At 36.0% G+C, this 21,637-nt stretch carries 13 protein-coding genes and 2 pseudogenes; 8 read left to right on the forward strand and 7 right to left on the reverse strand.

The features are described 5' to 3' along the window. Positions 1-133: 133 nt before the first annotated feature. From AAGD72_RS05415 to AAGD72_RS05435, 5 genes and pseudogenes are all read left to right on the forward strand, one after another. Entirely contained in the window at positions 134-1,897 is a 1,764-nt protein-coding gene (locus AAGD72_RS05415) for a ribonuclease E/G (RefSeq protein WP_095742804.1), read from the forward strand. 86 nt (positions 1,898-1,983) lie between these two features. Next, positions 1,984-3,906, forward strand: a complete 1,923-nt coding sequence (gene dnaK, locus AAGD72_RS05420) for a molecular chaperone DnaK (RefSeq protein WP_341814742.1) — start codon at positions 1,984-1,986, stop codon at positions 3,904-3,906. 70 nt (positions 3,907-3,976) lie between these two features. Then, positions 3,977-4,261 carry a BolA family protein gene (locus tag AAGD72_RS05425; RefSeq protein ID WP_077188332.1) on the forward strand — a complete coding sequence of 95 codons (285 nt, stop codon included), beginning with the start codon at positions 3,977-3,979 and terminating at the stop codon, positions 4,259-4,261. A gap of 7 nt (positions 4,262-4,268) precedes the next feature. Next, positions 4,269-5,502, forward strand: a pseudogene (gene metC / locus AAGD72_RS05430) (cystathionine beta-lyase). Beyond that, entirely contained in the window at positions 5,477-6,922 is a 1,446-nt protein-coding gene (locus AAGD72_RS05435) for a UDP-N-acetylmuramoyl-L-alanyl-D-glutamate--2,6-diaminopimelate ligase (protein ID WP_341814743.1), read from the forward strand. The pseudogene metC and the gene AAGD72_RS05435 overlap by 26 nt, the downstream one beginning before the upstream one ends. On the opposite strand, the gene AAGD72_RS05440 is transcribed toward AAGD72_RS05435, so the two are convergent. From AAGD72_RS05440 to AAGD72_RS05460, 5 genes are all read right to left on the reverse strand, one after another. Then, the gene (locus tag AAGD72_RS05440) at positions 6,904-7,638 is read right to left on the reverse strand and encodes a ComF family protein (protein ID WP_341814744.1); all 735 of its coding nucleotides are present in this window, start codon (positions 7,636-7,638) and stop codon (positions 6,904-6,906) included. The two genes, AAGD72_RS05435 and AAGD72_RS05440, sit on opposite strands and share 19 nt — an antisense overlap. A 115-nt stretch (positions 7,639-7,753) precedes the next feature. After that, positions 7,754-8,398, reverse strand: coding sequence for a hypothetical protein (locus AAGD72_RS05445; protein WP_151807657.1), 645 nt, complete (start codon positions 8,396-8,398; stop codon positions 7,754-7,756). A gap of 54 nt (positions 8,399-8,452) precedes the next feature. Continuing rightward, the gene (gene uvrA / locus AAGD72_RS05450; protein ID WP_341814745.1) at positions 8,453-11,248 is read right to left on the reverse strand and encodes an excinuclease ABC subunit UvrA; all 2,796 of its coding nucleotides are present in this window, start codon (positions 11,246-11,248) and stop codon (positions 8,453-8,455) included. Positions 11,249-11,882: 634 nt separating this feature from the next. Next, positions 11,883-12,395, reverse strand: coding sequence for a hypothetical protein (locus AAGD72_RS05455; RefSeq protein ID WP_341814746.1), 513 nt, complete (start codon positions 12,393-12,395; stop codon positions 11,883-11,885). Positions 12,396-12,582: 187 nt separating this feature from the next. Continuing rightward, positions 12,583-15,570 carry a phosphoribosylformylglycinamidine synthase subunit PurL gene (locus AAGD72_RS05460; RefSeq protein WP_341814747.1) on the reverse strand — a complete coding sequence of 996 codons (2,988 nt, stop codon included), beginning with the start codon at positions 15,568-15,570 and terminating at the stop codon, positions 12,583-12,585. Positions 15,571-15,720: 150 nt separating this feature from the next. On the opposite strand from AAGD72_RS05460, the gene AAGD72_RS05465 reads away from it, so the two are divergent. Both AAGD72_RS05465 and AAGD72_RS05470 read left to right on the forward strand, forming a co-directional pair. Continuing rightward, positions 15,721-16,476, forward strand: coding sequence for an ankyrin repeat domain-containing protein (locus AAGD72_RS05465; protein ID WP_341814748.1), 756 nt, complete (start codon positions 15,721-15,723; stop codon positions 16,474-16,476). A gap of 80 nt (positions 16,477-16,556) precedes the next feature. Continuing rightward, the gene (locus tag AAGD72_RS05470) at positions 16,557-19,388 is read left to right on the forward strand and encodes a WPE palindromic element domain-containing protein (RefSeq protein WP_341814749.1); all 2,832 of its coding nucleotides are present in this window, start codon (positions 16,557-16,559) and stop codon (positions 19,386-19,388) included. 117 nt (positions 19,389-19,505) lie between these two features. On the opposite strand, the gene AAGD72_RS05475 is transcribed toward AAGD72_RS05470, so the two are convergent. Then, positions 19,506-20,123: a transposase gene (locus tag AAGD72_RS05475; protein WP_341814750.1), complete on the reverse strand. Its 618-nt coding sequence runs from the start codon at positions 20,121-20,123 to the stop codon at positions 19,506-19,508. A gap of 66 nt (positions 20,124-20,189) precedes the next feature. Between AAGD72_RS05475 and AAGD72_RS05480 the strand changes: the two genes are divergently transcribed. Further along, a protein-coding gene (locus AAGD72_RS05480) for an IS630 family transposase (RefSeq protein WP_341814665.1) occupies positions 20,190-21,049 on the forward strand; the annotation gives its coding sequence in 2 pieces (ribosomal slippage) (positions 20,190-20,514 and positions 20,514-21,049; 861 coding nt in all). A gap of 28 nt (positions 21,050-21,077) precedes the next feature. Here the strand turns inward: AAGD72_RS05480 and AAGD72_RS05485 are convergent. Continuing rightward, positions 21,078-21,461: pseudogene (locus AAGD72_RS05485) on the reverse strand (IS66 family transposase); the annotation flags it as partial. Between the last annotated feature and the right edge of the window lie 176 nt (positions 21,462-21,637).

The following is a 21,637-nucleotide window of genomic DNA, read 5'->3' on the forward strand; positions in this document are numbered from 1 at the left end:
TAAATTCTATGCGAGTTTATTACGCAAAATACTAAAAGTCAATCGAATAATGCAGATTGCAAAATCCTTGACAATCAACAGTGCATTAAGTAGCATAAAGTTAACTTCAGAATAAAAAGCAAACGGTAAATAAGTGACAAATAGTGGTAAAAGGGTATTATTGATAGAAAATTCTATCTGTTCTAATGAGGTAAGAGTTGCCTTGTCAATTAATAACAAGGTTGTAGAATTTGAACAAGAATTCAAGGAAAAAAAACAATTAAGAGGTAATATATACGTTGCTTATATAAAGCGTATAGAGCCTTCTTTGCAAGCCGTATTTATTGAATATGGGAAAAATAAGCAAGGTTTTTTGTCTTTTTCCGAGATATCTCTAGATTACTTCAACATTCCAGAAAAAGAAAAGGAAACTATCTTTGAGGGCTACTCAAATGACGATTGTATAGAAGAAGCCTCAGCAAATGTTTCTTCAGATTCTGCAGCTAGTAAGAATGTCAACGGATCAGGTAGTGGTTTTGTAAGAGAGGTACCTTTATATAAAAAATACAAATTACAAGATGTTATTTCAGTAAATCAAAAAGTATTGGTCCAGCTAACTAAAGAGGAACGAGGCAATAAAGGAGCTTCATTTACAACATACATAACTTTAGTGGGTAGATACTGTGTTTTCATGCCAAATTCCATGAGCAAAGGTGGAGTGTCCCGCAGAATTGAAGATGCTAATGTCAGAAAGCAGTTAAAGGAGATACTGAGTTCAATAAACTTGCCAAAAAGATCAGGTTTAATAGTAAGAACTGTTGGTTCAGGAAAAAATAAGAAAGAAATTGAGCAGGATTACAATTACTTATCCTCATTATGGCAGAGCATTCAAAAAAATGCCTTCTCTGTAAACGTTCCATCATTAATTTACAATGAAGCAGATGTAATTATGAGATCTGTTCGTGATTTTTGTAGCGATGGTATAGAAGTTATAGTGTCTGGAAAGGAAGCTTTTGAGGCAGTTAGGCAATATGCTAACAATGCACTAAAAGGTAGTAAGTTGCGCTATAGATTGTATAGAGGTTATGCTCCGATCTTTACTTACTACGGAATCGAAGATCAAATTTCTGAGTTATATAGCAATAGAGTAGAATTGCCATCTGGTGGGTCTTTGATAATAACTTTAACTGAGGCGTTTGTTTCAATAGACGTAAATTCAGGAAAGATGACAGGAGAAGATAGCATAGAAGAAACAGCTTATAGAACCAACATGGAAGCAGTACCTGAAATATCAAGACAGGTGAATCTTAGGGGCCTATCAGGATTAATAGTAGTCGATTTTATTGATATGTTGAAATATCAGTATTGCAGAGCTGTTGAGTCTGCTATAAAGCAAGCGTTTAAAGATGATAAAGCTAAAGTTCAATTTAGCTACATAAATGACTTTGGTTTAATGGTATTTTCAAGACAAAGAATTAAACCAAACATACAAGAAATTAATACTACAGAGTGTTTACACTGCAAAGGTACTGGAAGAGTAAAATCAAACGAAGTAATTGTTTCATCAATACTAAGGGATTTACAACATATTGCTAACAAGAATCGAAATAAGTCTTTTGATTTAGTAGCACACAGTGCAGTTATAGCGCACATTTTTAATAACAAACGCAATACAGTTTCTACAATCGAAAAAGAGTTTAATATTACATTGAACGTTAGTATTGATAACAGTTTAGATGTAAATACATTTGTTTTAAAACAAGGAGATGATGTTAATTTAAACGGTTATAAGCCATTACAGAACTCTGGATACCAAATTGGGGATAGCAGCAATGAAGAAGCTGATAATTCAAATAAACTACGAGGCAATTTTTGGCTGACTAAGTGGCTTTCGCGCCTTTTAAGTTCTAATAACTAATTAGAAACCTAAATTGGGCTTGTAATTAATGAGCCCTATACTTATATATTCTTATATCAGATAATATTTACAATGGGGTACTCATTATGGGAAGAGCAATAGGCATAGATCTCGGAACAACAAATTCTTGTGTTGCAATAATGCAGGGCAAGGATACAAAGGTAATAGAAAATAAAGAAGGGGCAAGAACTACTCCATCTATAGTTGCATTGACTTCTTCAGGAGAAAGGTTGATTGGTGCTCCAGCAAAAAGGCAAGCAACCACCAATGCAAGTAATACCTTTTTTGCTACTAAGAGATTAATAGGCCGTCAATATAGTGATCCTGAGATGAAAAATCTAAGTGTACCATACAAAGTATTTGCAGCAAAAAGTGGTGATGCATGGGTTAAAACAACTGATAATAAAGAATATTCTCCTAGTCAAATTGGTGCATTTATACTACAAAACATGAAAGAGGTAGCAGAAGCTTATCTTGGAGAGGAAGTAAAAGATGCTGTGATAACAGTGCCAGCATACTTCAACGACTCTCAACGTCAAGCAACAAAAGATGCAGGAAAAATTGCCGGATTAAATGTACTCAGAATAGTAAATGAACCGACTGCTGCAGCACTTGCTTATGGTCTTGATAAGAAACATGGGCACACAATAGTAGTATATGACCTTGGTGGTGGTACATTTGACGTTTCAATACTTGAAATAGGTGATGGAGTTTTCGAAGTGAAAGCAACAAACGGTGATACCCATCTTGGAGGTGAAGACTTTGATAATGGAGTAGTGAGTTATTTACTAGATGAATTCAAGAAAAGTAATGGCATTGATTTGAAAAATGATCCAATGGCTATGCAAAGAATCAAAGAAGCTGCTGAAAAAGCGAAAATTGAATTATCAAGTGCAATGGAAACGGAAATAAATCTACCGTTTATTACAGCTGATGCAAGTGGTCCAAAACACTTAAATATGAAATTAACGAGAGCAAAACTTGAAAGCTTAGTGAATGATTTAATCGAAAGAACTATGGCTCCTTGTAAAAAAGCTCTTGAGGATGCTGGTTTATCTGCTAGTCAAATTGACGAAGTGGTTCTTGTTGGTGGCATGACTCGTATGCCAAAAGTCATAGAGAAAGTTAAAGAATTCTTTGGCAAAGATCCACATAGAGGAGTTAACCCTGATGAAGTTGTAGCAATTGGAGCTGCAATACAGGCGGGGATCATTCAAGGTGATGTAAGAGATGTGTTACTACTTGATGTGACCCCACTTTCTCTTGGTATTGAAACTCTAGGAGGAGTATTCACTCCACTTATTGAGCGTAATACTACAATTCCTACTAAAAAATCTCAGGTGTTTTCAACTGCAGAAGATAACCAAACAGCTGTTACAATTAAGGTGCATCAGGGTGAAAGAAAACTGGCAGTTGATAATAAGCTACTCGGTCAGTTTAGTTTGGAAGGGATACCTCCTGCTCCGCGCGGAAGGCCACAAATTGAAGTGACATTTGATATAGATGCAAATGGAATAGCACACGTTTCTGCAAAAGATAAAGCTACTGGAAAAGAGCAAAAAATACGCATTCAATCTTCAGGTGGTTTATCTGATGATGAAATAAATCGCATGGTAAAAGAAGCTGAAGAAAAAGCGCAAGAAGATGAAAAGCGCAAAAAGTTTATTGAAGTGAAGAATCAAGCGGATAGCTTAGTCCATTCTACAGAAAAGTCTCTGACAGAGTATGGTGATAAAGTTTCACCAGAAGATAGATCTGCTATTGAAAATGCAGTTAACGAATTAAAAGAAGTTAGTAAATCTGATAACATTGATGACGCTGATTCAATACAGCAGAAAGTCACTAATCTTTCTCAATTATCTATGAAACTTGGAGAAGCTATGTATCAAGCATCTCAACAAAATAGTGCTGAAAATGGCTTTTCATCAGAAGGAAATCCAAATGATAAAGAGGAAAAAGTAGTAGATTCTGATTATCAAGACATAGATAATAAAGAAGAGAATAAGTAATTGCGATTGTCATCCAAGTAGCTGATACTAGGATGACAAGAGGAGCATATTGTTGCTTAAAGAAACCATTATGGATATTATTAAAACAATAGAAGAAAAGATACGCGATTCGATAGATGTAATTGATATCAACATTATCGATGAATCAGCAAAGCATGCTGATCATTATTTTGCTTCATCTTCAACATTACCTTCGCACATTAAATTAATATTAATATCTGACGGCTTTATTGGAATGAGCGTTCTAAAAAGACACAAGTTGATTTATGAGTTATTGAAGGGTGAGATAGAGCTAATACATGCAATTTCTCTTCACTTGTATACGCAAGATGAGTACAATTTAAAAAATAAATAATAAAAATGTGAAGGAAGAGTCTATATTAGTTAAAGCAGGAAGAAAATTTAATGACTATAAAGGTTCCATGAACCCGCCAGTTTATCATTCTTCTACCATATTATTCCCTACTTACAAGGACTACTTAAATGCAGCAAATGGAGAAAGTATATACGATGTAATCAATGATGGTGTTGCAAGGGATTATAGCTACAGTAATGTTGGTACTCCTACTGTTCATTATCTTTCAAATGCACTGGCTGAAATTGAAGGGAGTGGACAAGCGCTTATTTATCCTTCCGGACTATTTGCACTTACTTTTGCTATTCTAACTTTCGCTAAAGCAGGCTCGCACGTTTTAATTCAAGATAATAGTTATTATAGGCTTAGGAGGTTTGCAGAAAATGAGCTACCAAAAAGAGGAACAGAAGTAACTTTTTATGATCCAACACAGGATATAACTGATTTAATTCAGAGTAATACTTCATTGATAATGATCGAGACTCCTGGTTCTGTAACGTTTGAGATTTCGAATATAGAGCATATAGTAAAAGTTGCTAAGGAACATAAAATTGTGACCGTTTGTGACAATTCATGGGCCACTCCTTTGTTATTTAAGCCGCTTGATTATGGAGTTGATGTTGCACTATATGCGGTGACAAAGTATCTAGCCGGTCACTCAGATTTAGTGATGGGAGCTATGGTTGCTGAAGGTGAAACTTTTAAATTGCTTTATGAGAGCTATAAAAATTATGGAGTAACCATTCAATCGCACGACTGCTACCTTGCACATAGGGGACTAAGAACACTGCACACACGTATAAAAAGGCACCAAAATACAGCAATGGAAGTGGCAAAGTGGCTAGAAAAACATTTAAAAATCAAAAAAGTTTTGTACCCAGCACTTCCCTCCCATCCTCAACACGAATTATGGAAAAGTTACTTCAAAGGAGCAAGTAGCGTATTCAGTATAATACTGGATAGAGAATATTCATGTGAAGAACTAAGCTGCATGGTTGATCATATGAAAATTTTTAGTATTGGTGCTTCTTGGGGAGGGTGCGACAGTTTGATATTACCAATAGATCGTAGATCTATGTCAAGATCTGTAATGAATTCAGATTATGGTGGAAGTTTCATGCGGATATTTTGTGGACTAGAAGATTCTGAGGATTTGATCTCTGATTTAAATGCTGCACTAGCAAGACTGCCATGTTTGAATATCAAAGCTGGCAGATGAAACTGAGAGAATTACTGCATAACATTATTGATGTTAACTTTGATATTGAAATCAAAGGCGTCACATGTAATCCCAAGAAAATCAAGGAAGGTTATCTTTTTGTTTGTGTGTCAGAAAGGGATAGGATTTACATAGATCAGATATTATCTTGTGGAGCTAAAGCGATAATTGCAAGTGATTGCATAACAGAAGCTTCAAGCCTTGGTATCATTCCAACGCGTGATGCTGGAATCTGTATCTTCCACCCAAACCCTCAAGAAATATACAGTAAAATAGTCAGCAGGTTTTATCAATTCAAACAGCCAAAATATGTTGCTGCTGTAACAGGCACAAATGGCAAGACTTCAGTAGTAGAATTTTGCCGCCAGATCTGGCAAAACGCTGGCTATAATGCTGCGTCTATTGGAACACTTGGAACATGCATCAATAATGGCAGAAAAGGTAATAGCAACAGTCTTACCACTCCAGGTGCAGATGACCTTTACGCAGCATTACGTGATATAGATAATAAAAACGTAGAGCACTTAGTGTTAGAAGCATCAAGTCATGGGATTGATCAATATAGAATCCATGGACTCAGGCTCACTGCTGCAGTTTTTACCAACTTCTCACAAGACCATTTAGATTATCATAAGGATATCAATAAGTATTTTGAAGTTAAAAAAAAGTTATTTTATGAGGTATTACCAAAAGGGGAAACAGCAGTGTTAAATGCAGACATAAGTGAATATGATGCGCTGCTTAAAATAGCTGAAGAACGTGGTAATAAAGTTATAACCTATGGGAAAAAAGGCTCTGATATTACTTTGTTAAAGCAAATACCAGCACCAAACGGTCAACATCTTACAATTAAAATTGGCGATGAAATTTATGACATGTTTTTTCCAGTTTTGGGGCAATTTCAAGCATATAATCTGTTGTGTGCAATGGGTATAGTTACCTTGTCTGGACTGAATTACAGAGAAATATGTGTGGATAAACTCATTTTTCCAGCAGGAAGAATGGAAAAAGTGAAACCTTTTGCATTTGTAGATTACGCTCATACTCCAAGTGCGCTTAAACAAGCCCTATTGTCTTTAAAATGGCACTTCAATAAAAAAATAGTTCTAGTTTTTGGATGCGGTGGAAATCGCGATCAAACAAAACGCGCAGAAATGGGTAAAATAGCACAAATGTATGCAGACAGAGTGATAATCACAGATGACAATCCGCGTGATGAGAATCCTGCAGAAATTCGTCGTGGTATTTTACTACATTGCCCTGATGCGTTAGAGATAGAAGATAGAAGAGAAGCTATAGAGAAAGGAGTAGATATTGCCTATAACGAAGGTATGATTCTGCTAGTTGCAGGAAAGGGGCATGAAAGATTTCAAATCATAGGAAATCAAACTTTTGAATTTAGTGATGTTGAGGTTATTAAAAATCACGTTTTAACATGCTGATTTTCACAATCATTCACCGTTCTTGCAAGCGATAGCACTCTCACTTCTCTTGCACTGGAGTTTAAAATTTCTTGAGAGCAAGATCTTACAGTTGCTCCGGTTGTTACCACATCGTCAACTAATATCACGATTTTATTTTCGATAATTTCTTTGTTGCTTATACTAAAAGCCTTTTTTAAATTTTTTTCACGCTGCTTAAGTGAAAGACCAGCCTGAGGGATAGTATGGCGAAGACGTTTTATTGCAAATGGCGTATAGGATAAATTGGACAACTTACTCAACTCTTTTGCAAGCAGTGCTGCTTGATTATATTTACGTTTAAACAAGCGCATTTTATGTAACGGTATAGGAATTATGATCTCTGCGTTCTGAAATGTATCCTGATTAGCTTGGTGTATCCACTTTGCATAGATTTTTACGTAATTCAAATTATCAAAAAATTTGAAATTTATAATCATGTTTCTACTATGTTGATCATAAGCAAAAACTGATCTTAATACTTTAAACGGTGGAGGATTGATGATGCACTTACCACACGTATAAATATTGTCTGAGATTACTACGCCACAAACATTGCAGTAATGCTTAGTTAGAAAATTGATTTTTTTGTTGCATTCACTACACAGATTAAGATTTTCATCAATGATACATTCGCAACTTACGCATACGCTTGGAAATATGAGATTTGTAGCTTTTTTTAGTAAGAGAAGGTTCACAACTCATTAAATATATTATAAAATAATTTATATAGTATAGCTAAAGTAACTTAAGCTTACACTCTTTCACTTTTTATTCCATTTCAATATAGTTCATGCTGCTGAAAAGCAGAACTTATAACTCAGTTTGTGGTATACCATTGACTGAAGTAGTCTTTGAATTATCCTTAGATAAAAATTGATGTTTTTCTGGCTTCTGTACTTCACTCAACTTACTTTGCACTTTGTCACAAGCCCACACAAGTGGCGTTATGATTGACGCGGCAGCCCAAATGATAGCAGCGCAAGCATAACTTACAATCTTGTTAAATACTCTAGCTACTGCATTAGCACAATCTTGCCCCATTTCTAAAAATATGTTTGAATAATTAACGAATGATTTTGTATCCGTTTTAAAACAATAGTCCCCTGTTATTTTTGACAATAACTTGACTGGAAAGTATGACAAACATGCCACTATCAAAAGTAAAGGTTGCAATATTATGTTGGCTGCTAAAACAGCACCCAGTGTACACAATGAATACACTCTCTCTGCTCTGTGGCCCACGTATTCACATTTATCATTGTTTTTATAATACTTGTTATAATCGTCTTTACTCTCAACTCCACAAATTACATCTTTCACAGATCCTAGCACATTATCAACGTAATGTACGGACTTATAGAAACTATTTTCTGGAACTAGTGTGTTATCTTCTGCTTTCTTAGCAGGTACAACTCCATATTCAACGTACCTTCTAAAGTATCGATATACTGACATTCTTATCTCCAAATCATAAATATGCAACCTAGCCTAATATAATTAAGAAATAGTTTATAATAAATACGTTTTAAGATACCTGCCTGTAACACTTTCTGGAATTTTTACCACTTCTTCTGGAGTTCCAGTAGCAATCACTTCTCCGCCTTTTATTCCGCCCTCTGGTCCGATGTCTATTATATAATCTGCAGTTTTTATAACGTGCAAATTGTGCTCGATAACTATAACAGTGTTTCCCAGATCGACTAATCTATGGAGTATTTTTAGTAAGTTATTTATATCTTCAAAGTGTAATCCAGTTGTTGGTTCATCAAGAATATACAATGTTCTTCCGGTAAATCGTTTTGATAGCTCTTTGGACAGCTTTATTCGTTGTGCTTCACCCCCAGACAACGTTGTTGACGACTGTCCGAGTTTTATATAGCCAAGCCCCACTTCCTGCAAAGAAATCAACTTTTCTTTTACCATTGGAAGGTTTTCAAAAAAATCACAAGCTTGATCTATCGTCATATCAAGGACATCAGAGATTGATTTTTCTTTATAAGTAACTTCCAATGTTTCCCGATTATACCTTCGCCCTTTACACTGCTCACACTTCACATAAACGTCCGGTAGAAAATGCATCTCTATCTTTAAGTGCCCATCACCTTTACAAGCCTCACACCTTCCCCCTCTGGTATTAAATGAAAACCGGCCTATATTATATCCCCTTGCTTTTGACTCCGAAAGACCTGCAAACCAATTTCTTATATGAGTGAACATACCAACATATGTTGCTGGATTTGACGCAGGAGTTCTACCAATTGGCGACTGATCAACTTCTATAACTTTATCTATATATTCAAGGCCTTCTATTCTATCACACTGACCATACCTTGCAGACGAATGATGTATCTTATGTGCTGAATATTTATATAACGTTTCTATGACTAAACTTGATTTTCCCCCTCCTGATATTCCAGTAACACAAATAAGATTCCCTATAGGAAATTTAACGTTCACATTTTTTAAGTTATTTTCACATGCATTTATTACTTTTATGAACTGAGTTGCTTGCTTTCTTCTCCTTGGAATTAAAATTTTTTTCTCTCCACTCAAATATTGCCCTGTTATGCTCCCCGAATTTCTTTGCACCTGGTCTGGTGTTCCTTCTGCAACAACTTTTCCACCATTTACGCCAGCTCCAGGACCAATATCAATCGCATAATCAGCAGCCATTATTGTATCTTCATCATGCTCAACAACGATTACAGTGTTACCCATGTCTCTCAAGTTTTTCAGTGTAGCAATTAACCGATCATTATCGCATTGATGAAGGCCTATCGAGGGTTCATCAAGCACGTACAGCACTCCTGTTAAACCAGAGCCAATTTGTGAAGCAAGTCTGATCCTCTGACTCTCACCGCCAGAGAGAGTGCTAGATTCTCGATCAAGCGTTAGGTAATTCAACCCTACATTCTTTAAAAATGCTAGCCTCTTGATTATTTCATTTAATATTTTACTTGAGATTTGCTTCTGTTGTTCTGTGAGCTTGTCTGGCAAATTTTCAAACCACTTAAGGGATTCATCGATGCTGAGCCTAGATATTTCACCTATGTGTTTGCTATCAATTTTTACTGTAAGCGCTTCTTTTTTCAATCTATAGCCAGTACATTCTCTGCAGTGAGTGACAGAGCAATATCGCTCAACAAGTGTTTCATCATAATCCATCTGGTTCTCCAAGATGCTGATCAAACCTTGAAATTTATTAGAGCCAAAGAGTATCATATCTTTTACTTCTTGATCTATGTTCTTCCACGGAATATCAAGGTTAAATTTGTAGTTTTCAGCCAGTGATAGAATTGCACTTTTTAGAAATCCATAACCTGTGTGCACTTGACGGAACATTGATCCCACTGGCTTTAAAGCGCCTTCAGATATTGAAAGAGTTTCATCTGGCACTATCAGCTTCACATCAATAGCCAGCTTTTTACCAAGCCCATTACACGAACCACATGCACCGTAAGGGCTGTTAAAAGAAAATAATCTTGGTTCTATTTCCTCAAGAGTGAAACCAGACTCGGGGCATGCAAAATTCTCTGAAAAAGTCAGAATTTGACCATTTTTATACTCGGAATTATGGTTGTCAGGTAGGTTTACTATTTCTACATACATTAGACCATTACCAAGTTTTAGTGCGGATTCTATACTACTTGGCAGTCGATTTCCTATATCGCCCAATATTGATATTCTATCTGCAACCACAAAAATGTCGTGTTTCTTGTTCTTATCGAGTTTAGGCAAGTCATCTACATTGTACACTTCACCATCTATTTTGAACCTTACGTAACCTTGTCTTTTAATTTCCAATATCTCTTTAAGATGTTCTCCCTTTCTACCACGCACAACAGGGGCAAGTATATATATCTTAGTTTCTAAAGGTAACGCAATTATAGTATCTACAATTTGAGACACCGTTTGTTTTGTTATTGGTAATCCAGTTGCAGGTGAATAAGGAACTCCTATTCGTGCATATACTAAGCGCAAGTAATCGTAAATTTCGGTAACAGTTCCAACTGTTGACCTTGGATTTTTTGAGATCGATTTCTGGTTGATAGATATTGCAGGAGAGAGACCTGTAATCGACTCAACATCTGGTTTATCCTGAATGTTGAGAAATTGACGCGCGTAAGCTGACAGGCTTTCAACGTACCGGCGTTGGCCTTCTGCATAAATCGTATCAAATGCAAGGCTAGACTTGCCAGAACCACTTAGCCCAGTTATAACAACTAGCTTATTTTTCGGTATATTGACGTCTACACCTTGCAGATTATGTTCCCTTGCGCCCTTAACTCTGATAAAATCGTCCATATTATACCATATAGCGTATTAACCATTATAGCCTCAAAATACGTGAATTTATAGTGATATATTGATTTTCTATTGATTTTTTCAACTGTTACGGAAAATTAAGCAGCGTTTGATAAATCGTCATTCCGCTACTTGTTAGCGGCTGAGATACCGCGACGGTATGACGGTTAAGTAGGCCAGTGCCCCTATGATGTCATCCCAGTGTCAAGCACATAGCTGTACGAACGTTGTAGTTTAGGAGCAATTCCCACCAGTGGGCCAGTGCCCAGACACTGGTTCTATGCAACTTAATTAAAAACGTTTGTTTTAGCGTAAGACAACTACCTTTAGCTCATCAGCTCAGTTATAAGCAAAATTTCTGGATTCCAGACTGGAATGACACCATTTGCTGTGCAATTTACCTTCAAAAATGAATGTTCGTACAGCTATGTGTCAAGCACTGGGATGACACCATTCTTTTTTCTGGATTCCAGTGTCTGGGCACTGGAATGACACCCCCCTGATAGGCTCAAATCATAGTGTTTGTACAGTTGTGGGTTTAGGCTACCTATAAATTCTAAACTGTTGTTACGTATTAGGACCACCAAATACACCTCCAGGACCCAAAGTCAGTTTAGCTATATCAGAAAACAGGTTATGTGGAAATCTTAAAATATTTCTTGTTCGCCAAGCAAAATAAATACATTCCTGCAAACAAGCAGATGCTCAATACTGACGCATAAGAAAACTTAAAAATTAAGTCTCTAGTATATATTGATAGGCATTTACCTGCAGAAAATTTGTATAGTAATCCAACACATACAACGGTACTATCAACCACTGATGCTATAATTAAAGTAATGAAATTTGCCATATGAAAATTCAACTTGGACTTCAATTTTTCAAAAATAATTATGCTTGAGAGAAGAGATACTAAAATTGCAGTATATGAAATCAATATCATCAAATTAAAACTTTGCAAATTAAAAACACAACATAGCGCTGTACACACTATTAAGCTGTACGTAGCTTTGCTTTTGCCATAAAATTCAACCATTGAATTTACAACTAAAGCAGCTCCCACAAATAAGGCAGCACATACCATCAATTTATTTGAAGTGTTGAGTAAAGAAAGACTGATAAGCAAGAGTATCGATAAAATAGACATAGTTACCTACCCAAATTTAATAACATACGTTCATTTTAAGTAAATATTGCACATAGTGAAAGAATTATTTAACCTAATGGAAAACAAAAAACATTTTAAACTGGCATGTTATAGCTAAGAGACGTCATACCGCCGCGGTATCTCTAGATCCCGCTAACAAGCAGCGGGATGACGGTTGTCTGTAAACCTAAGTTACTTTAGCTATATAATAACTATTTTTTAAATGTTTTAAATCTACTTTTAAAACATCCTTTATGTTTAGCACCTTTTTCTCTGTTACTTTGCCAATACATGAATAAACCGCACCTTTAAACAACTCTTCAAACCTCTTCTGGCTTTGTGGTGCAATAGTAACCAAAATTCTACTTTGCGATTCAGAAAACATTATTATCTTGTTTATTATGTCTGTATTTTGTGTTTCTCCTATTGGCACTAGTGAAAGATCGATTTCAGCACCAAGGTCTCCTGCAATTAGTGATTTTGCCAGAGCAATAATTAATCCGCCTAAGTTTGGTGCAATTGCAGAGGCAATTATGCCATCTTTTATTGCCTGGTTGTAACGCTCATACAACTTCCTAGCGCTCTTTGCATCAACTTTTGGTACGTTGTTATTACCTATTCCACTATATAACTGATATTCAGATCTACCAAGTTCATCAAGTGTTTCTCCAAGCACGTATATTAAGTCCCCCGGCATTTTTACATCAAGCGATACTGCATTTTCAATATTTTCTATAATTCCAATTGCTGAGATGAGTAATGAAGGTGGTGCAGAGATTATCACTTTCTCGCCATTTTCATCATATCCCTTGAAGTCATTGAACATACTATCTTTTCCGGATATGAATGGTGTTTTAAATGCAGTTGCAAAGTCGTAACAAGCCTCTGCAGCTTTCTTTAGTTGCCACAACCTTTCTGGATTATAAGCATCACACCAGCAAAAATTGTCGAGCAACGCTAGATGATTTATATTTCCTCCTGCGGCTACATAGTTGCGTATCGCGGTGTCAATTGCACATGCTGCCATGTGGTAGGTGTCAATTTCTCCATAACTTGAGCCAAATCCTTGCGATTTTACAACACCTTTATTTGAAGAAAGAACAGGCCTTGAGACAATAGCTTCGCTGCACATTCTTCCCTTGCCTTGCAGTGGTTTTAACACTGACGATCCTTGAACCTCATGATCATATTGCACCACTATGAACTCTTTACTGCAAATGTTTGGTCTGCTTAACATTTCTTTTAATTCAATTTCTAAAGAAGGCGAACTTGTTGTCATTCCAGCGCGTGGCGCTGGAAGCCCCTTAGACCACGGCTTTGTCTGTAAATGCATTTTAGGATTACCATCATGCAGAAATTCAGTTCCGATATCCATTATTACTGTCCCTTTAGGACATTTAACAACGGCTTTACCACTCTCATTAAACTCTCCAATCACACAAACCTCCACATCATGTTTTTTCATGATTTGCTTAAACATAGGGAGATTTTCTTCTGGCACTGCTAAGGTCATTCTCTCTTGTGATTCTGATATCCATATTTCCCACGGAGCCATACCATCGTTTTTAAGGAGAACCTTGCTCAAATCAACTTCAAATCCGTCTTTTCCCATTTCACCAATAGACGACGACAGCCCACCTGCTCCATTGTCCGTTATTGCATTATAAAGACCAAGATCTCTTGCTTTTATGACGGCATTGGATAGTTTTTTTTGTGTTATAGGGTCACCAATTTGCACAATCGTTGAAGGGCTGTTTCCCGACAAAGCCTCTGAAGAAAACGTTGCACCGTGAATTCCGTCTCTTCCAACTCTTCCGCCAATAATTACGATTTTATCGCTGTTTTTAGGCCCTTTGATGTGTGAAGGTGCGTTATTTATGTTGCGCGGAATAATTCCGACACTGCCAACAAAAACTAACGGCTTGCCACAAAATCTATCGTCAAAATATACCGATCCAAGTTGCGTTGGAATACCAGAGCAATTACCAGCAACATTAACACCGTGGATCACTTCTTTCATTATATATTTTGGCGGTAAGATCTCATCAGTGCGCTCTTTGTCCCTATAAAACTTGCCTTTTGCTTCTTTGGCAAAGCAAAAGTAATAGGTATTCATTATAGGCTCCGCGCCTTTCCCGAAACCAACTATATCACGATTTACTCCAAGTACCCCAGTCATTGCTCCACCAAACGGATCAAGCGCCGAAGGGCTATTGTGAGTTTCAACTTTATCTACGATTAAGTAATCGTCATTAAAAATTATTCCTCCGGCATTGTCGGAGAAAACTGACACGCATATGTCAGAATTTATCTCACGCGTTGCACGCTTAATATAATGTGCGTATAGGCCATCTTTTATTTCATCAATGGGAGAGCAAAAGATATTGTGCTTACAATGTTCAGACCAAGTTTGTGCTAGGGACTCAAGTTCAATATCATATGGATTTCTATTAAGTTTTTTAAAGTAATCCTTTATAGCTTTCATTGCTGCCAGAGAGAGCCCTAAAGTGCCATTACCATCGATTCCATCTCTGCTGATTTTCTCAAGTTCTTGGTCACTTACATTTAAATCAACAGATTTGGCTTTGCCATTAATGGTGTCATTTGAGTAGCTGACACTGGAATCTACATCTTTTTTCTGGATCCCAGTGTCTGGGCACTGGGATGACAAGTAAGAGAGCGCTGAAGAGTTTGCTTTGTATTTACCATAATATTTCCAGCTATAGTTCTTACAGATAAGTGTGCAATACTGAGTGATAGGATTAAATTCTTGTTTTATGTCATCTTCAGTTGGCAAACTCCCTTGACTTAGAATCAATTTTGAACTTCTTGCTTTGATATAAACATTTTCATCAATGTAGTTCTTGTTTATTAAATATTCTCTAACAATTTGTTTCACTGTGTTGCCTACATTATCGGTCATGCCAGGTAAAAAGCTTATTTCCAAGCCCCACTCAGCTTGTGGTTCTATGAAGTTATATTGAACTTCTTCAAGGTTTTCGTTGTAGGAATAATAACGGCAGTCTTGTATGACTTTATTATAAAATAGCCCACAAATTTCTTCATATAATTTTGGTGGTAGTTCTTTGCACATGCAAATCGAATAAACATTAACTACTCTTTTGCGGCCAACTTGCTCACATTTATTTAAAACTTCTATTCTGATGTTTGTCATGTAATATTATAAAAGATTTTAATATATAATAACATAAGAAACTGTGAGCACATTTATATTTTTAGTGATTTTCAACTTGAGATTTGTATGTTTGACTTTACTTACTAAAGTTATGTATAATAAATTATACATTTTAAGATAGGTAAGGTCATGGATGATGACATCATTATAAAGATATTGAAGCCAGTAAACAGTCTTCCAGATTTGAATCAATGGAATGTGATCAGCAAGATACAGGATGAATCGTATGCACAATATAAAGCTGGAAATCATATCTATTACGAAATAAGTAGAGCTTTGGAAGGGATAAATTACAATTTCTGTTATTTTTCTTCCCCGTTTCAATTAGGTAGAACACTATTACATTATGCTGCTAAGGGTGGCTGTGAAAAAGTAGCAGACGCTCTAATAAAAAGAGGGGGAAATGTTAGTAAAAAAGATAGATGGGGGTATACTCCTTTAGATTTGGCTATTGAAAGTGGCAATGGAGAGTTAGTGGAACTCCTAAGAATGAAACTTCTAGAGAAGGAAGCAGAAGCTCTGGCAAAAAAAAGATCAAGCTCTTTATCGAAGGATAGTTGTAGTAAAACTCCCAAAAGTCCTGGTACAAACGGAGACATAACAAAATCTTCAGAGGAAGCCAAAGAAATGCAACTTAAAACAAATAAAGCAATTGCAATAGGTGCTATTTCTGGTAGCTTAACAGCATTAGCCTGTGCTATTATAGCAACAGCACTATTTGCAACAGGGATAATAGCAGTTGAAACGCTCACTGTACTTGCAGCAATTAGCATAGTTGCAGTAGTAGGATTAGCAGTTGGCAAGGTTACATACGTAATGTCAAAGCCTAACACTGAAACAAATGAAGTGAAACTTACAGGTAAACAAGAAGAACTAAGACCATAACTTTCGCATAAGTGAAATAAAAATATTTATCCCCAAAATAAGCCCTGTATAATAAAGTATTGTATTAATTGTTACTGTTAGTGGGAAGAGTTTTTACCGTTAATGTGGATGAGTCCTTTTTCAATGTATTGGTTCAGCACATATTTTCTGAATATGAAAGAGAAAAAATTCCCGAGATAAAGGTCATACTTCCTTGCAAGAGGGATGTGATAGCGCTACTCAATGCATTCAAGAATTATAACGCTGAAAAATGCATAATTTTGCCAGAGATAGTTTCGCTAGAGAACATTGATGAGGAAGATTTAATATTAAATCTTGATAGAGTTAAAGTTATAAGTCCAATAAAAAGGACGCTGCTACTCATTCAATTCATATTGGAATGGAATAGAAAAAATAATGATAATTTCCCAATTGATTTAGCTTATAGCCTGCCATCATTGCTTGATAAAATTCAGTATACCCAAATGGCAGAGTTCGATGAACATTCAAAAAAAATAGAAAGTTTCATAAATTTACTTATTGAAACATGGAATAAAATTTTAAAAGATTTAGGAGTAGTAGATATATTAGAACATAAGAGTGATTACATAAACAGTATGATAACCTCTTTACAAAAAGACCAACATATAATCTTTGTTGGAATCGGAAAGGATAAGTCGTTAATTAAGGCTATATATGACCTGCCGTTTGGAGAAATAATTTTGCCTAACCTGAATTTGAAAATTAAAGAGAAAGACTGGAAATTGCTTGATAAAAAACACTATCAATATTGTTTGAAAGATCTGCTCGATTATTTAAATGTAGATAGAAGGGATGTGAGTTTTCTGCCAGAAGCGTGTTCTCCAGTGCTCCGACACTGGGATCCAGAAAACTTAACTTTAAATGAACGCACCAGGTGGCTGTACAATAGAAACTGGATTCCAGTGTCAAGCACTGGAATGACACCATCTACTACTCAAATTACCTGCAAATTACAATGTTCGTACACTAAAAATCAGAGGGCTGGGATGACAGGAAGTCCTGAGCTAGATTATGTCTTTGATACAACTGCCGATCTAAGCAAAGTTAGTAGTGGACATATTGGCAATATTGAAGTCATCACTTGTGATTCCAGAGAGGAAGAAGCACAAGTGACATCATTAATTATAGAAAATGAAGGTTATGAAAACGTTTCTTTGGTTGTCTTTGATAAATTACTTGCAGCTCGTATAGCATGTTTATCAAGGCAACACAGTGCCATACCGGAAAATTATCCTTATATAACGCTTCTACTTTATAGTATCGAAGTTTTGACCTCAAATTGGAGCAGTGTGGCATTACTTTCGCTCCTTAAACATAGGCTAGTGACTTTTGGTTACACTCAAGAAGAGTACTCTCGGATTTTATCTGAATTTGAAATAGAGATATTACGCAACTTTAGTACAAATGGCCTGAGCGATATTATAAATGCTATCAATGCTCATAAAAAGCTAAAACATAAAGAAGATATATTACTTATTATCAGTAAGTTAGGGATTATATTTAATCCTTTACTTAACATTATAAATTGCCCTATTTCTGATGTGGTGGCAACTCATTTGCAGTGTATTAATGTGCTATCTGGTATAAATTTTTCAGAGCTAAATAGTGAAATAGGTAATTTCACCTGTAATTTCTTGAATGCATGTGAGGGTATAGAAATTAAGTGCTCCTTAGAGTTATATAGCCAAATTCTGACCTTATTTTTAGAGAAAGAGTTTTTCTCTGTAGCAAGTGACTTGAATAAATTCAGCTTATATCACAACAAAGTTGTAATACTCGCTGGATTTAATGAAGCGCCAAGCTTTCAAAGTCCGCTTTTGAATGCACTTACGAGAGAAAAATTTAACCTTCCTTCTGCGCAAGAAGAGCAGGGGTATTTTTTTTATACTTTACACAATTTGTTTTGTGCAAGTAAGGTTTATATTACAAGATCGCTAAGCCATAGAAAACCAATTCTATTGCAGCGTTTGGAAATTCTGCTTAAGGAGGGGAAACAGCCGTATCGTGATTGGCTGAGGGTATTAAATACGCCTGAATGTACTGTTCCATGTACTCAGCCTATGCCAAAACCTCAAACCGAAGTTAGAAAAGAAAAAATGCAGGTGATGTCTTGCAGTGCAATAGAAAAGCTAATCCGCAACCCTTATTCATTTTACGTTGAATATATACTGGGCCTTAAACAATTAAGAGACTTGAATTTTAAGCCATCGATATTGGAATTTGGCACTATGGTACACAACATTCTTGCAAGATATTTACGCAACAAAAAATCTCCAATGAGCATTGCACGAGAAGCATTTTCGACTAGTCAGTTTAATTTTTCAAATATGTGGTGGGTAAGACTACAAAAGATAATTCAATCTTTTGTCGAATTTGATGAAACTCGAAGCAATTATGTTGAGTTGGAAAAGAACTTTTCCTGTCCGATATTTCATATTCCAGCGCGTGACACTGGTTCTTGTGATCAGTATGAAACTGCTTGGATGACAAATAGGCCACAAGAAATCTTACTGACAGCAAGATGTGATAGAGTTGAGTATCTACCAAGTGGGCAAGTAGCAATTATAGACTATAAACTTGGTTCACCACCTTCCAATGAAGAAGTGATGTCGGGGTTTTTTCCGCAATTAATTTTGCAAGCTTTAGCGGTAGAGTATGTGACCGGAAGGGAAGTCTCAGAACTTGCTTATTGGAAACTTGATTATGATAAAATAAAAGTTATTTCTTTGCGAGATTATAGACAAAAAATGCAAGAATTTCAGAATGATCTGCCAGATTTTTTATCTAATTATTTAAGTAATTCCACACCCTTTATTGCCTCTCCATATTTTGATAAATTCCTGAGATTTAACAGCTATAAACAGCTAGAAAAGGTAGGAGAGTGGTTGTAAATGGTGTCATCCGAGTACCTGACACTGGTTTCCATCCAAAAGGGTGTCATCCCAGTGCCCAGACACTGGGATGGCTTTGTTGCATCACACTTTATGAGATGGTGATTTATGGTAAATTCATGTAACTATCTCAAATTTAGCCATACCAATATCAGTGAATTTATTAAGCAAATAGCATTTGATTAGCAGTTCTTTTTCTCGATTTATCTCAGATTTATTCCTAAAACTAAATCCGAATATTTGCTTTAATCTTGAGAAAAACCCTTCAATATAAGATCTTTTCCCATAATTTACTTCTTTTTTCCATTCTTTCATGCCATCTTCACCATATAATTTTATTAACCTAATAGCAGCATTCCTGTCAGACATATAATCTATTTCTGGATGTTCTGCCGCATTGTTTATTGGTGGAATTTTTGTCTTTATATCATATTCGTTACACAACTTATAAAACTTGTGCCTATCACATGCTCTATCTGCATATAGTGCTTTTATGGCATGCTGAAAATCAACTTCTTTTAGCAAATCACAAGCTCCATAGTGATCAGAGTAGACACCGTTACTGTATTTTACAGCTATGGCTTTTTTGTTGTTTATATTCAACATTACGTACAATTTTCTCGTTTGCTCATAGCCACGATATTTTCTGTCAGTGCTATTTTCCTTACTGTGACCAGGAGTGTTGTTGTATATACTAATTCCTGTACTGTCTATAGCAATTTCGATATCTTCCATATTATAGCTCTTTCCATAAAAGTCTGGATGTGATAGGATAAGGGTAGATGATGATAAGGAGGTTGAATGCCAGCAGCATATAGTTATGATTTAAGAAAAAAAGCAATGGAAGCGCTAGACGAAGGAGAAAGCAGAGAAACAGTGGCAGCAAGATTTAAGATTGGACGAACTACTTTATGGGAGTGGCAGCAAAGAAGAAAAGAAACAGGAGACTTTCAATCAAAAAAACTTGGAAATGGGGGTTACAATCACAAAATTACCGACTGGGGTACCTTTGCCAAATTTGCCAGAGAACACGGAGGAAAGACTCTATCGGAAATGGCTAAACTTTGGAACAACGTTAGTATCCAAACGATCTATCGAGCCCTTAAAAAAATTGGATTTACGCGCAAAAAAAGACATATGGATACAAGGAAAGAAACGAAGAAAAACGTGCTGAATTTTTGAAAATTATAGCGACAAAAGAACCTAAAAACTTAGTGTATATAGATGAGTCTGGCATTGATAACACCGAAGACTACCCCTACGGATATTGCCAGAAAGGACAGCGGTTTTATGCCTTAAAATCTGGAAAGAAAACTCAACGAATCAGTATGGTTGCAGCCTTAAGTGGAAGAAAGATAGTTGTTCCGTTAACCTTTGAAGGCCACTGTAATATGGATGTTTTTAATGGATGGTTTGAGCAATTTTTGACACCGATCTTGGAACCTGGACAGACTGTCATTCTTGACAATGCTACTTTTCATAAGTCTGATAAGATTATCGAGCTTGCTAAAGGGGTTGGTGCAGAAATTTTGTATCTGCCGCCTTATTCTCCAGATTTCAACAAAATTGAGCATCATTGGTTTGCTATAAAAAACAGAGCCAGGAAAAACATTCCTCTATTCGAATCCTTTCGTCGTGCTGTTGATTCTGCCTTCCTATGACCTGTTCGGACTATTATGAGAAATGCTATACTACATAAGGCCTAATTTCCGGAAGATCAACTTTTTGGTGAACATAAGGTTTTTCGCATATTACAAGCTCTCCTCCGCATTCGCAAATATTAGGCAACTCTATTTTTACTACTTTATCCGCTTCCATTGTAGCATGAAAATTTCCTTTATGCCCAACCTGATCGCCAACATTCCTTTCGCTTTTTGGCTTGTCCTTTTTTGTTTTGTACAATTCTTTAGAGCTCGGTAGAGATGAATTTTTCGAGTTTAAACCAAGCCTTTCCTTTAATTCAGCGTTCTCTATCTTTAAAGCTTTATTTTCTGCTTTTAAGTTTTCTATCTCTGCTTTCAGTTTTTCTATTTTTTGCTGTAAATTTTTGCAAAGTTCTAAAAGGTTTACCACATTACCTCACTTTTGCTCTATGATTATCTTTTTAGATCACTTTGTCTACCTTATTCTACCACTCCGCTGAACGGATACCTTGGGTTAGCTATAGCTAACACCACAATTGTACTAACATTGTGATTTGAGAACAACCTTCACCAGAAAGGGTGTCATTCCATTGTTAAGCACTGGAA

This window comes from Wolbachia endosymbiont (group A) of Chalcis sispes, from assembly GCF_964026765.1.
In the GTDB taxonomy this organism is placed as follows: domain Bacteria; phylum Pseudomonadota; class Alphaproteobacteria; order Rickettsiales; family Anaplasmataceae; genus Wolbachia; species Wolbachia pipientis.